This window comes from Roseateles sp. GW821-FHT09G03 (assembly GCF_059416045.1).
The window spans coordinates 210,660-223,617 of record NZ_JBWKOK010000002.1 but is presented as its reverse complement, the minus strand read 5'-3'; the positions used below and the strand labels follow the sequence as shown (position 1 = coordinate 223,617).

Below are 12,958 nucleotides of genomic sequence, written 5' to 3'. Positions count from 1 at the left end.
GACTGGCGCGCTTTCGAATTCAAGGACGGCATCCAGATGCGACGCGGCACGGCCGGGACACGATCCCAGGCGCTCTTACTTTCGGCATCCCTCGCGTCATCCCTGGCGATCCTGGCAGCCCTGACGGCGATCCCGTCGAGCGCCCGGGCCGCCGGCGATGCGCCCTCGACCGCTGCGGCGACGGCCCCCGCGCCCAAGGTGCTGCGCTACGCGATCCGCGTGGCCGAGACCGGCTTCGATCCGGTGCAGGTCACCGACCTGTATTCGCGCAACATCACGGCGGCGATCTTCGACGCGCCGCTGCGCTACAGCTATCTGGGCCGTCCGTACCGACTCGAGCCCAACATCACCGACGGCATGCCCGAGGTCTTCGACGACTACAAGCGCTTCGTCTTCAAGATCAAGCCCGGCATCTACTTCAACGACGATCCGGCGTTCAAGGGCCAGAAGCGCGAGCTCGTCGCCGACGACCTGGTCTACACGGTCAAGCGCCACTACGACCCGCGCAACAAGAGCGGCCATCTGTACCGGCTCGAAGGCGCGAAGATCCTCGGCCTGTCCGAGGTGCGCGCCGAGGCGCTGAAGAACAAGACGCCGTTCGACTACGCGCGGCCGGTCGACGGCGTGCGCGCGCTGGACCGCTACACGGTCGAGATCCGCGTCGCCAACAGCGATCCGCGTTTCCTCATGCACTTCGCCGATCCGATGGTGGGCCTGATGGCGCGCGAGGTCGTCGAGTTCTACGGCGACCGCATCATGGAGCACCCCGTCGGCACCGGCGCGTGGCGCCTGGCCGAGTGGCGCCGCTCGTCACGCATGGTGCTGGAGAAGAACCCCAACTTCCGCGACGTGCGTTATCACGAGGAAGTCGGCGCCGACCGTCCGCCCGCTTTGATCGAAGCGGTCAAGCGCCTGCAGGGCCGCAAGCTGCCGATGGTCGATCGCGTGGAGATCTCGGTGATCGAGGAAAGCCAGCCGCGCTGGCTCGCGTTCCTGCGCAAGGAATTCGACTTCATGGATGAACTGCCGGAGGACTTCGCGCCGGTGGCGATCCCGCAGAACAAGCTCGCGCCCAACCTGACCAAGGACGGCATGCGGGCGATCCGCTACGAGCGCGCCGACATCTCGGCCTCCTACTTCAACATGGAGGACCCGGTCGTCGGCGGCTACACGCCCGAGAAGATCGCGCTGCGCCGCGCGATCTCGCTGGGCGTCGACGTCGAGCGCCAGGTGCGCCTGCCCCGCAAGGGCCAGGCGATCCCCGCGCAGGGGATCATCTCGCCGGGCGTGACCGGCTACGACAAGGCCTTCAAGACGGAGATGAGCCAGTACGACCCGGCCCGCGCCAAGGCGCTGCTGGACCTGTACGGCTACGTCGACAAGGACGGCGACGGCTGGCGCGACCTGCCCGACGGCAGCCCGCTGGTGCTGGAGTACGCGACGCAGCCCGACGGCCGCAACCGCCAGCTGGTCGAGCTCTGGCAGAAGGACATGGATGCGCTGAAGGTGCGCATCAAGTTCAGGATCGCCAAGTGGCCGGAGAACCTGAAGGCCGCCAATGCCGGCAAGCTCCAGATGTGGGGCATGGGCTGGAGCGCGGACATCCCCGACGGCGAGAACTTCCTCGGCCTGGCCTACGGCGGCAGCAAGGGCCAGTCGAACAAGGCCCGCTTCGACCTGCCCGAGTTCAACGCGCTGTACCGCAAGCAGCACTCGATGGCCGACGGCCCCGAGCGCGTCGCGGTCATGCAGGACGCGCAGCGCCTGCTGACGGCCTATATGCCCTACAAGGTCGAGGTGCACCGCATCTACACCGACATCACCCAGCCCTGGGTGATCGGCTACGACAAGAACCTCTACCAGCGCGACTTCTATACGTTCGTCGACATCGACGCCGACGCGTTGGCCAAGGCTCACGCGAAGAAGAACTGACGCCACGCCGCCGCCCATGACGATGCTCCGCGCCCGACGCTTCCCTTCGATCCTGCGCGGGGCCCTCCTCGCGTCCGCGCTGGCGCTGGCCGGCTTGCATGCCGGACATGCGGCGGACGGCGCGAGCGCGCCGGCAAGCGCCGCCTCGTCGGGGGTCACGCCCAAGGTCCTGCGCTACGCCTTCCGCGTCGCGGAGACCGGCTTCGATCCCGCGAAGATCAGCGATATCTACTCGCGCACGATCACGCCACACGTGTTCGAAGGGCTCTACACCTACGACCAGCTCGCACGTCCCGCGCGCATGAAGCCGTTGACCGCGGCAGCGATGCCCGAGTCCTCCGACGACTTCAAGGTCTGGACGGTGACGCTGCGCCCGGGCATCCGCTTCGCCGATGACCCGGCCTTCAAGGGGAAGCCGCGCGAGCTGACCGCCGAGGACTACGTCTACTCGATCAAGCGCTTCGCCGATCCGGCGGTGGCGTCGCCGGCGTGGAGCGAGGTCGAGGAGCTCGAGCTGGTCGGCCTCAACGAGTATCACGCGCAGGTGCGCAAGTCCGGCAAGCCCTTCGACTACGACAAGCCCATCGAGGGCCTGCGCGCGCTGGACCGCTACACGCTGCAGTTCAAGTCGAAGGCGACGCGGCCGCGATTGATGGAAGTCTTCGCGCAGGGCGACCTGTACGGCGCTGTCGCCCGCGAGGTCATCGAGGCCTATCCGGGCGACTCGATGGCGCATCCGGTCGGCACCGGACCGTTCGTGCTCAAGCACTGGCGCCGCAGCTCGCTGATCGTGCTGGAGCGCAATCCGATCTACCGCGAGCGCTTCTACGACCAGGAAGTGGATCCCGCGCCCGACGATGCCGAGGGCCAGGCGCTGAAGGCGCGCTTCAAGGGCAGGCGCCTGCCGATGATCGACCGCGTCGAGATCGGCGTGATCGAGGAGAACCAGCCGCGCTGGTTGTCCTTCCTCAACGGCGAGTACGACTTCATCGATCGCACGCCCGAGGACTTCATCAATCAGGCGATGCCCAACGGGAAGATCGCGCCCAACCTCGAGAAGCAGGGCAAGCACGCGTACCGGACCGTGGCGTCGGACGTGCTGTTCACCGTGTTCAACATGGAAGACCCGGTCGTCGGCGGCTACACGCCGGAGAAGATCGCGCTGCGCCGCGCGGTCTCGCTGGCGATGGACGTCCAGCGCGAGCTGAGCCTGGTGCGCCGCGGCCAGGCGGTGCAGGCCCAGTCGCTCTACATGCCGGGAACCACGGGCTACGACGCGACGTTCAAGAGCGACATGAGCACCTTCGATCCGGCGCGTGCGAAGGCCTTGCTGGACCTCTACGGCTACGTCGACAAGGATGGGGACGGCTGGCGCGAGAAGCCCGACGGCAGTCCGCTGGTGCTGGAGAGCCTGACCACGCCCGAGCAGTTCCAGCGCCAGATCGACGAGATCGTGCAGAAGAACCTCAACGCCGTGGGGCTGCGCATCGTGTTCAAGCCGGCGAAGTGGCCGGAGAACCTCAAGTCGCTGCGCGCCGGGAAGTACCAGATCTGGTCGTTGGCGACGTCCGCATCCAAGCCCGACGGGCAGGACTCGCTGGCGCGCATGTACAGCGGCCAGATCGGCGCGCAGAACTACGCGCGATTCCGGCTGCCGGCGGTCGACAAGCTCTACGACGAAGCCTCGCACCTGCCCGACGGGCCGGAGCGCCTGAAGATCTTCGACGAGACCAAGCGCTACGCGGCCGCGTACATGCCCTACAAGTACCGCGGCCACCGCTTCATCACTGACATCGCGCAGCCGCAGCTGACCGGCTACCGTCGTCCGCAGTTCTGGCTGAACTGGTGGGAGTACGTGGACATCGATCCCGACGCCGCCGCGAAGTTCAAGCACTAGGCCCCCGTAGACCCCGACGTTTCAAGGTCCCGACATCCCATGCGTGCACGCCGCCCCGTTCCGTTCCACCGCGCGGCCGCCGCGTTGACGCAGGGCGCTGCGGCGCTCGCCATTGCGGTGTCCGCGACCTTCGCCTCCCTGGCGACGGTGGCCGTCGCCGCGCCGCCGCCGGTCGCCAAGGCCCCGGACGCGCCGCCGGCGAAGCAGGAGAAGGTGCTCCGCTACGCCTTCCTCGTCGCGGAGACGGGTTTCGATCCCGCGCAATTGAGCGACCTCTACTCGCGCATCGTCACGGCCCACATCTTCGAGTCGCTCTACAACTACGACTACCTCGCGCGGCCGTTCAAGCTCAAGCCCAACACGGCGGCGGAGATGCCGGAGGTCTCGGAGGACTTCCGCACCTGGACGATCAGGATCCGTCCCGGCATCTACTTCGCCGACGATCCGGCGTTCAAGGGCAAGCGGCGTGAGCTGACCGCCGAGGACTATGTCTACAGCCTCAAGCGTTTCTACGACCCGGCGACGAAGGGGCCGTTGTACTCGAGCTTCAAGCAGGAGGGCATCCTCGGCTTGGAGGAATTGCGCGTCGCGGCGCTGAAGACGAAGAAGCCCTTCGACTACGACAAACCCGTGGAAGGCGTGCGCGCGCTGGACCGCTACACGCTGCAGTTCAAGCTGGCGGAGCCGCGGCCGCGCTTCATCTACAACCTCGCCGGCGGCGACACCTACGGCGCGGTGGCGCGCGAGGTCATCGAGGCCTACGCCGGCAAGACGATGGAGCACCCGGTCGGCACGGGGCCGTTCATGCTGGAACGCTGGCGGCGCGGCTCGCTGATCCGGCTGGTGAAGAACCCCGGCTATCGCGACGTCTTCTACGACGCGCAGCCCAACCCCGGCGACACCGAAGGCGAGCAGATGCTGGCGCGCTTCAAGGGCCGCAAGCTGCCGATGGTGGATGCCGTCGAGGTGAGCATCATCGAAGCCGGACAGCCGCGCTGGCTGTCCTACCTGAACCGTGAGTTCGACCTGCTCTTCCTGCTGCCGGAGGAATACGCGGACATCGCGATCCCGCATGGCAAGCTGGCGCCCAACCTCGACAAGCAGGGGATGAAGCTGTACCGCGTGCTGGCGAGCGACCGCACGATGTACTACTTCAACATGGAAGATCCGACGGTCGGCGGCTACACGGCGGACAAGGTCGCGTTGCGTCGCGCGATCGGGCTGGCGACCGATGTGCCGACCGAGATCGCCACGACGCGCCGCCACCAGGCGGTGCCCGCGCAGTCCGTCATCGCGCCGGCGACCTGGGGCTACCAGGAGGACTACAAGAGCGAGAACAGCGACTTCGACCTGGCGCGCGCCAAGGCGCTGCTCGACACCTACGGCTATGTCGACAAGGACGGTGACGGCTGGCGCGACAAGCCCGACGGCAGCCCGCTGGTGCTGGAGGTGGCGTCGACGCCGGATTCGCGTTCCAAGCCGTATGACGAGCTGTGGAAGCGCGACATGGACAAGCTGGGCGTGCAGATCAGGATCCGCATGGCGCAGTGGCCGGAGAACCTGAAGTCGGCGCGCGCGGGGCAGCTGATGATCTGGCAGCTGGGCTTCAACAGCTCGACGCCGGACGCGCAGCTGGGGCTGGAGCTGCTCTACGGGCCGGCGGCCGGCGGGCAGAACCTGGGCCGCTTCAAGCTGGAGCGCTACGACGAGATCTACCGCCGCATGATGGTGCTGCCCGACGGCCCCGAACGCGCCGAGCTGCTGCGCGAGGCGCAGAAGCTGCTGACGGCCTACATGCCGCAGAAGTTCCGCGTGCACCGCATCGTCACCGACATCGCGCAGCCGTGGCTGGTGGGCTACCGGCGGCCGTTCTTCAACCAGATCTTCTGGCCCTACGTCGACATCGAGACGGACAAGCTGCCCAAGCGCTGAGTCCTTCTTGCGCCCTCTCCCGCTTGCGGGAGAGGGCGGGGGTGAGGGCCAGCGGCCGTCGCAGTACGGCAGACCGGACCGGTCACACGCGTGACGGCGAGCCCGAGGGATCTGGGCTACCGTCAAGACTCGACAAGGAGTCCCGCATGCCCCCGACGCCGCAGATCGATCACTACCGCCGTTTCCTGCACGAGCAGCGAGGCCTGGTCTTCGACGATTACGCGTCGCTGTGGGGCTGGTCGGTGACGGAGCTGGACGCGTTCTGGCGCAGCATCTGGGACCATTTCGACCTGCGCTCGGAGACGCCGTTCGAAGCGGCGCTCTGCGAGGAACGCATGCCGGGCGCGGTCTGGTTCCAAGGCGCGACCTTGAACATCGCGGCGCAGGCCTTGCGCCATGTCGACGCCGCGGAGGCCGCTGGCCATCCGGCCATCGTGCATGCCAACGAGGCGATGCTCGCCCGCGGCGAACTCGGCGAAATGCGCTGGCCCGAACTGCAACGTCAGGTCGGCGCGCTCGCGGCCTCGATGCATGAACTCGGCGTGCGACGCGGCGATCGCGTCGCTGCCTACCTGCCCAACGTGCCGGCGACGGCGGTGGCTTTCCTCGCCGTCGCGAGCCTGGGCGCGGTGTGGTCGGTGTGCTCGCCGGACATGGGGCCGGTGGCGGTGCTGGACCGCTTCCGCCAGATCGAACCGAAGCTGCTCATCGCCGCCGACGGCGTTCGCTACGCGGGGCAGGACATCGACCGGATGGGAATGCTCGGCCAACTGCTCGACGAACTGCCGACGGTGACGGACGTGGTGCTGCTCGGCAATCTGGATCCTCAGATCGATCCGTCGCCGCTGGCAGCATCCGCCGCCGATGCGGGGGGCACTGCGGGTGCTGAGGGTGTGACGAAGACGAAACGCGGCGCCCATCGCTGGGACACGCTGATCGCCAACACGCGGTCGCACGCGCCGGAGGCGGTGCCCTTCGACCATCCGTTGTGGATCGTCTACTCCAGCGGCACCACGGGCCTGCCGAAGCCCATCGTGCACGGGCACGGCGGCGTGCTGCTGGAGATGCTCAAGGGCTCCATCCACAACAACGTCGGCGCGTCCGCGGAGACAGGCGACCGCTTCCACTGGTACAGCTCGACGGGCTGGATCATGTGGAACTGCCAGGTCGGCGCCTTGATGGGCGGCACGACGATCTGCCTCTTCGATGGCAGCCCGGCCGGACCGAAGGACGCGCCGGACTGGAGCACCTTGTGGCGCTTCGTGGCGCTGTCGGGCGCGACCTTCTTCGGCGCCGGTGCCGCGTTCTACGCGAGCTGCCTGAAGGCCGGCGTCGAGCCCCTGAAGCACGGCGACCTGAGCCGCCTGCGCGCGATCGGCAGCACGGGCAGTCCGCTGGCGGACGAGAGCTACGACTGGATCTGGGCGAACTGCCCGAAGCCCGACGGTCAGCCGATCTGGATCTGCATCATCAGCGGCGGCACGGACTTCGCCGGGGCCTTCCTCACAGGGCTGATCACGGAGCCGCTGGTGCGCGGCCAGATGCAGGTGCGCAGCCTGGGCGCGGCGGTGCACGCGTTCTCGGAGGTGGATGCCGACGGCCAGGGCAAGCCGCTGATCGACGAGGTCGGCGAACTCGTCTGCACACGGCCGATGCCGTCGATGCCGCTGTACTTCTGGGGCGATCGGGATCACGAGCGCTACCTGTCGAGCTACTTCGACATGTACCGCGGCCCCAACGGCGAAGGCATCTGGCGCCATGGTGACTGGCTGCGCGTCACGCCGTCGGGCGGCGGGATCATCTACGGGCGTTCGGACGCCACGATCAACCGCCACGGGATCCGGATGGGCACGTCGGAGCTGTACCGCGCGGTGGAGACGCATCCGGAGGTGCTGGACAGCCTGGTCGTGGACCTGGAGTACCTCGGCCGGCCGAGCTGCCTGCTGCTGTTCGTGCAGCTCCGGGATGGCCTGCCGCTGGACGAGGCGCTGCAGCTTCGCTTGAAGACCTCGATCAAGAAGGCGCTGTCGGCGCGGCACGTGCCGGACGAGATCCACCAGGTCGAGGCGATCCCGCGCACGCTGTCGGGCAAGAAGATGGAGCTGCCGATCAAGAAGCTGCTGCTCGGCGCGTCGGCGGAGCAGGTGATGAAGCGCGACGCAATGGCGAATGCGGATGCGGTGGCTTGGTATCAGCGGTTTGCCCAGGACCGCGCTTAGTCCGCGCCCCGACGCCATCTTTCAACGTGTGAGACGTTGGGGGTAAGAGGCGGCGAAGTGACCTCTTCGCAATCGGTCATCAGTTGGGACGAGCTCCAGGAATCTGCGTGGACAAGCCATCAGCAGGGGCCACCATCGGTCAGACGAAGGTAGAACGAATCGCGATCCAGGCGGTGACTTCGGAGGACGTCGTCGAGTCGTTTGTCCCAGGTGTTGGCATCCTCGTAGTCCAGCGAGGTATGTACGTCATATCGCGCCCAAGATCCTTCGTCAGTCTGGAACGTGCAGAGCCAAGGCGTGCCTTCAAGGCGAATCCGATGGCGCCTCAAGAACTCTCCGGTCAGGTGCAGCATGGCCAATGCATCCGAAGGTGAAAGCCTCTGGTGCTTCAGGACTTCCTTCATTGCCCCCGCCGAGGCGTCCCAGTCTTCCATCGCGCATCGGGCGATGAGGTCGGCGTCGGCTGCTGCGCCAAAGGCCACATGGGGGTGCCGCAACGCTTGCATCAGCGCGTCGAATTCTGCCTCGCTCGAGTGAGTTCGTTGAACAGGCAGCGACGTCGTCGCGATCTCGGCATCAGTGCGATCGTTCTTGAATTTCACGCTCATTGTTCGCTCGCTTTCGTCGGAGGGTTCCGTGACTCGATGCCTGCAGTTTCGGCAAGTGAAGAGCTTGCGTCTTTCCTCCAAAGTGCGGACTCGATGGGGGAACTGATTTAGGGAGGTCAGTCCTCCCGTTCATACTCATCACGGCTATTGGCAGAGAGCGCCCCGGCAGGTTGGATGTGATCCATCGTCGGTCACCGCTACAGTCGATCTCTTCCGACCTCGACATCGACACGCCGTGACCCTGAAACGCACCTTGATCGCCCTGGCCCTGCTGTCGCTGCTGAGCGGCTGTGTGTCGGGCTACCGCGAGCTTCACCACGCCCGGTTGGGACTGATCGAGATCCCGCTGACCTTTGCTTCCATGGTGGTGGTCTACGCCTGGTACCGGCGCGACTCCATCCAGCGGCGTTTCTTCGGCGGCACGCTGATGGGCGGCGGCATCCTGGCCGCGACCTTGCTGGTGGTGCCGATCTACCTCTACAGCAGCCGACCGGAAGGCGAAAGAGCGCGGCCGATCATGGCCTTCCTGGGCCTGATGCTGCTGTCCATGGTGATCTCCGCGATCGGTGCGCTTCCTTTCCTGGCGATGACGCCTTGAGGATGGCGCGGCGCCGTGTCGAAACGGCAGTGTTCCGATCGTCGTGAGGAAGGAGGGACCCTTGCCCTTCGACTTCAACCTTCCAGCGGGAGAGACGCATGACGACACGAGCGAACGACACGGCCGTCGGCCAGGAGGTGCTGGCGTTGCTGAGCGCCTATCAGGCCGCAGCGCTGGCCAAGGACGTCGACGCGCTGCTGGCGCTGTACGCGCCGGACGCGCAGATCTACGACTGCTGGGACCAGTGGTCCTACGACGGCGAGGCCCAATGGCGCGCGGCCGTCGAGCGCTGGTTCAAGATGGCGGCGGACGGCGCCAACCGCGTGGTCTTCGACGATCCGCATGTGCATGCGAGCGGCGACATGGCGGCCTTGCACGCCTTCGTGCGCTATGAACTCGTGGCGGATGGCGAAACCAGGTTCACGATGGACAACCGCATCAGCTGGACGCTGCTGCGCCGCGACGGCGCCTGGAAGATCGTCCATGAGCACACGTCGACGCCGTTGGCTGGCGAGGACATGAAGGGCGTGATCCAGCGGACCGCCTAGGACCTCGCTTGCGTCTGAAGGCTGCGCGCCAGCGTTACATGACGCCCTCGCGTCGCTCCCGCGACGCGCCCCCGCTTCCAGGGACGACGGCCCCGCGGGCAAGTTCCAGGCCTGCCGATGACACCGACCGTTCACCGGTCTGTCACCCCGCCCTCTGAACATCCGCCCCGTCCCACCGCGACCGCAGCGTCAAGACCTGACCCCTCGGGCAGATCGACGCACGGTCGCGGCGCTTCCCGTCCGCCCGACCTCCCTGGAGTCCCCATGCGCAAGCCCTTCGCCCGCTCCCTGTCCGCCGCCATCACGCGCGCCTGCCTGCCGCTGGTGCTGGCCATCGCCGCGCCGTTCGCGTCCGCCACCGTCGTCACCTTCGACGACCTGACCGACGACGGCCTGGTCCCCGCCGATTACGCCGGCCTCGACTGGTCCGCCAGCTCCTGGTTCCAGTACGGCGGCGAGCAGGCCCCGTACACGCCGCATTCCGGCGACCGTCGCGCCACGCTCGGCTTCGACGGCAGCAGCGCCACCAGCGCCATCGGCTTCCTCACGCCCAGCACCTTCCAGGGCGCGTGGTTCGCCGGCTTCGACGGCGTCAATGTCGCGATCGACCTGTACTTCGCCGGCTCGCTCGTCGCGTCGACCTCGCTGCTCAACCTGAGCGACAGCCCCGCGTTCCTGGGCAGCGGCTACGCCGGCCTCGTCGACCGCCTCGTGTTCCGCAGCAACGATCCGGCCTTCTTCGTCATGGACGACCTGACCTTCTCCGCCGTGCCGGAACCGGCCTCGGGCGCGCTCGCGCTGGGCGGCCTCGCCGTCGCCGCGCTGGTGATCCGTCGCCGCAAGACCTCGTCGTCCATCAACGCCGCCGCCTGAGGAGCCCGCCATGACGCAGCAGCAACCGCCCCGCCGCCAGTTCCTCCGTGCCGTCGCCGGCGCCGCCGGCGCCACCGCCGCGATGACCAGCTTCCCGCCGGCCATCGCCCGCGCGCTGTCCATCAAGGCGGCCGTGCGCACCGGCACGATCCAGGACGTCGAGCACATCGTCATCCTGACCCAGGAGAACCGCTCCTTCGACCACTACTTCGGCACGCTGAACGGCGTGCGCGGCTTCGGCGATCCGTTCCCGGCGCCGGTCGCCGACTCGGCCAACGTGAAAGGCCGCTCGGTCTGGATCCAGCCCACCGTCAACAACGCCGCGCCCGGCGCGATCGCGCCCTTCCACCTGAACACCGCGCAGAACTTCGCCTTCATGCGCGTCAGCGGCACGCCGCACTCGTGGACCGACGCGCAGGCCGCGTGGGACAACGGCCGCATGAACAACTGGCCCAAGGCCAAGCAGAACCATTCGATGGGCCACTTCAAGGAGCAGGAGCTGCCCTTCCAGTTCGCCCTGGCCAACGCCTTCACGCTGTGCGACGCGTACCACTGCGCGACGCAGACCGGCACCAACACCAACCGCCTGTTCATCTGGACCGGCACCAACGACCCGCTGCGCCTGGGCAACGGCCCGTCCACCGACAACAGCCACGACTGGTTCAACCCGAACCCGCTCGACGACTACACCTGGACCACCTACCCCGAGCGCCTGCAGTCCGCCGGCATCAGCTGGCAGGTCTACCAGAACATGGACGACAACTTCACCGACAACTCGCTGGCCGGGTTCAAGGTGTTCCGCGACGGCTGGTACAACCGGCCGGGCTTCTCGCAGGTGCTGAAGGACCGCGGCATCTCGACGCGCGACCTCGACCTGCTGCGCGACGACGTGATCAACAACCGCCTGCCGCAGGTGTCGTGGGTCGTCGCGACCGCGGAGGGCTCCGAGCATCCCGGCCCGTCCAGCCCCGCGCAGGGCGCCGACTACACCGCCAAGGTGCTGGACACGCTGACCTCGAATCCGGACGTGTGGGCCAAGACCGTCCTGTTCATCAACTTCGACGAGAACGACGGCTTCTTCGACCACGTGCCGCCGCCGGCCGCGCCGTCGTACGTCACTTGGAACGCGAACCCCGCGCAGGCCGTGCTCGCCGGCGCGTCGACGGTCGACACGACCGGCGAGTACTGCGAGATCCTCAACGGCGCGTCGGCCACCTACCTGCACCGTCCGTACGGCATGGGTCCGCGCGTGCCGCTCTACATCGTGTCGCCGTGGAGCAAGGGCGGCTGGGTGAACTCGCAGACCTCGGACCACACGTCCGTGCTGCGTTTCATCGAAGCGCGCTTCGGCGTGAAGGAGACCAACATCGGCGCGTGGCGCCGTGCGGTCGCGGGCGACCTGACCTCGTGCTTCAACTTCGCCGACCCGGAGGACAGCGAGTTCTTCTCGAAGCTGCCCGACACTGTCGCGCTCGCCAACAAGGCGCGGGCGCTGCCCGGCACGACCACGCCGCCCGTCCCCGGCTCGCTGCAACTGCCGTCGCAGGCCGCCGGCGTGCGTCCGGCGCGTGCGCTGCCGTATGACCTGCAGGCCACCAGCGCGCTGACGCCCGGCGCAGGTCCGAACGCGACGTCCATCGCGGTCACGTTCCAGAACACGGGCAGCGCCGCCGCCGTCTTCCACGTCTACGACCGCACGCGTCTCAGCGAGGTGCCGCGCCGCTACACGGTCGAAGCGGGCAAGCAGCTCACCGGCAGCTTCGCGCCGCAGAGCGCCGGCGCGTACGACCTGTGGGTGCTCGGCCCCAACGGCTTCCACCGCCACCTCGCCGGCAATGCGCGGCGCGCGGCGGCGGCGGGTCAACCCAACCCGGACGTCATCGCGAAGTCCGCGCCGGCCAGCGGCGAGTTGGTGCTGACGCTGGTGAACACCGGCCCGGTCGCGGCGACCTTCACCGTCGCGCACAACAAGTACCAGGTCGCCGCGCCGCGCACGGTGAACGTGCCGGCGCGCAGCAGCAGCGAGGTGCGCGTCGGTGTCGCGGTCGCGGCGCATTGGTACGACGTGTCGGTGCGGGTGAACGGCCAGGCCGACTTCCTGCGCCGCTTCGCCGGACACATCGAGACCGGCGCGCCGTCGGTCAGCGATCCGGCGATGGAAGGCGTGGCGAAGGCCGACCAGTACCGCGTGCAGGGCGCGTGAAGGCGCGCTGAGCAGTGAAGCGGGGCGCCAGCCCCGCCGCAGGGTTGGGCAGGACGCGGGAGCGTTCCTTGCCCAACCCGGACCTCCCCATGAAAACACGGAGGTCCTCATGTCCGCCATGCGTCTTCGTCTTCAACGACAACCACGA

At 67.7% G+C, this 12,958-nt stretch carries 9 protein-coding genes; 8 read left to right on the top strand and 1 reads right to left on the bottom strand.

Features of this window, described 5'->3' with window-relative positions; genetic code table 11:
* Positions 1–36: 36 nt before the first annotated feature.
* The 4 genes from AC07OZ_RS08215 (at position 37) to AC07OZ_RS08200 (ending at position 7,980) form a co-directional block, all read left to right on the top strand.
* Positions 37–1,932: an ABC transporter substrate-binding protein gene (locus AC07OZ_RS08215; protein WP_495466675.1), complete on the top strand. Its 1,896-nt coding sequence runs from the start codon at positions 37–39 to the stop codon at positions 1,930–1,932.
* Positions 1,933–1,948: 16 nt separating this feature from the next.
* Positions 1,949–3,829: an ABC transporter substrate-binding protein gene (locus AC07OZ_RS08210; RefSeq protein ID WP_495466674.1), complete on the top strand. Its 1,881-nt coding sequence runs from the start codon at positions 1,949–1,951 to the stop codon at positions 3,827–3,829.
* A gap of 39 nt (positions 3,830–3,868) precedes the next feature.
* A complete protein-coding gene (locus AC07OZ_RS08205) occupies positions 3,869–5,761 on the top strand; it encodes an ABC transporter substrate-binding protein (RefSeq protein WP_495466673.1) in 1,893 nt (630 codons plus the stop codon).
* Between the two features lie 146 nt (positions 5,762–5,907).
* On the top strand, positions 5,908–7,980 hold the full coding sequence (locus tag AC07OZ_RS08200; protein ID WP_495466672.1) for an acetoacetate--CoA ligase: 2,073 nt from the start codon (positions 5,908–5,910) through the stop codon (positions 7,978–7,980).
* Between the two features lie 119 nt (positions 7,981–8,099).
* Here AC07OZ_RS08200 and AC07OZ_RS08195 read toward each other — a convergent pair whose 3' ends face one another.
* Positions 8,100–8,588: a hypothetical protein gene (locus tag AC07OZ_RS08195; protein ID WP_495466671.1), complete on the bottom strand. Its 489-nt coding sequence runs from the start codon at positions 8,586–8,588 to the stop codon at positions 8,100–8,102.
* A 235-nt stretch (positions 8,589–8,823) separates the two neighbouring features.
* Here AC07OZ_RS08195 and AC07OZ_RS08190 point away from each other — a divergent pair, with 235 nt between their 5' ends.
* The 4 genes from AC07OZ_RS08190 to AC07OZ_RS08175 all read left to right on the top strand — a co-directional run bounded on the left by AC07OZ_RS08190 (position 8,824) and on the right by AC07OZ_RS08175 (position 12,810).
* Entirely contained in the window at positions 8,824–9,186 is a 363-nt protein-coding gene (locus AC07OZ_RS08190; RefSeq protein WP_495466670.1) for a hypothetical protein, read from the top strand.
* 98 nt (positions 9,187–9,284) lie between these two features.
* Positions 9,285–9,734 carry a YybH family protein gene (locus tag AC07OZ_RS08185; RefSeq protein WP_495466669.1) on the top strand — a complete coding sequence of 150 codons (450 nt, stop codon included), beginning with the start codon at positions 9,285–9,287 and terminating at the stop codon, positions 9,732–9,734.
* 264 nt (positions 9,735–9,998) lie between these two features.
* Positions 9,999–10,607 (top strand): PEP-CTERM sorting domain-containing protein, encoded by a 609-nt coding sequence (locus AC07OZ_RS08180; protein WP_495466668.1) that lies wholly within the window; start codon positions 9,999–10,001, stop codon positions 10,605–10,607.
* 10 nt (positions 10,608–10,617) lie between these two features.
* Complete coding sequence (locus AC07OZ_RS08175) at positions 10,618–12,810, top strand: phosphocholine-specific phospholipase C (protein ID WP_495466667.1); 2,193 nt, start codon at positions 10,618–10,620, stop codon at positions 12,808–12,810.
* Positions 12,811–12,958 lie beyond the last annotated feature (148 nt).

Excerpts from the sequence above, each read along its gene's own strand:
- AC07OZ_RS08215 (WP_495466675.1), top strand. The coding sequence starts at position 37 with ATGCGACGCGGCACGGCCGGGACACGATCCCAGGCGCTCTTACTTTCG.
- AC07OZ_RS08210 (WP_495466674.1), top strand. The coding sequence starts at position 1,949 with ATGACGATGCTCCGCGCCCGACGCTTCCCTTCGATCCTGCGCGGGGCC.
- AC07OZ_RS08205 (WP_495466673.1), top strand. The coding sequence starts at position 3,869 with ATGCGTGCACGCCGCCCCGTTCCGTTCCACCGCGCGGCCGCCGCGTTG.
- AC07OZ_RS08200 (WP_495466672.1), top strand. The coding sequence starts at position 5,908 with ATGCCCCCGACGCCGCAGATCGATCACTACCGCCGTTTCCTGCACGAG.
- AC07OZ_RS08195 (WP_495466671.1), bottom strand. The coding sequence starts at position 8,588 with ATGAGCGTGAAATTCAAGAACGATCGCACTGATGCCGAGATCGCGACG.
- AC07OZ_RS08185 (WP_495466669.1), top strand. The coding sequence starts at position 9,285 with ATGACGACACGAGCGAACGACACGGCCGTCGGCCAGGAGGTGCTGGCG.
- AC07OZ_RS08180 (WP_495466668.1), top strand. The coding sequence starts at position 9,999 with ATGCGCAAGCCCTTCGCCCGCTCCCTGTCCGCCGCCATCACGCGCGCC.
- AC07OZ_RS08175 (WP_495466667.1), top strand. The coding sequence starts at position 10,618 with ATGACGCAGCAGCAACCGCCCCGCCGCCAGTTCCTCCGTGCCGTCGCC.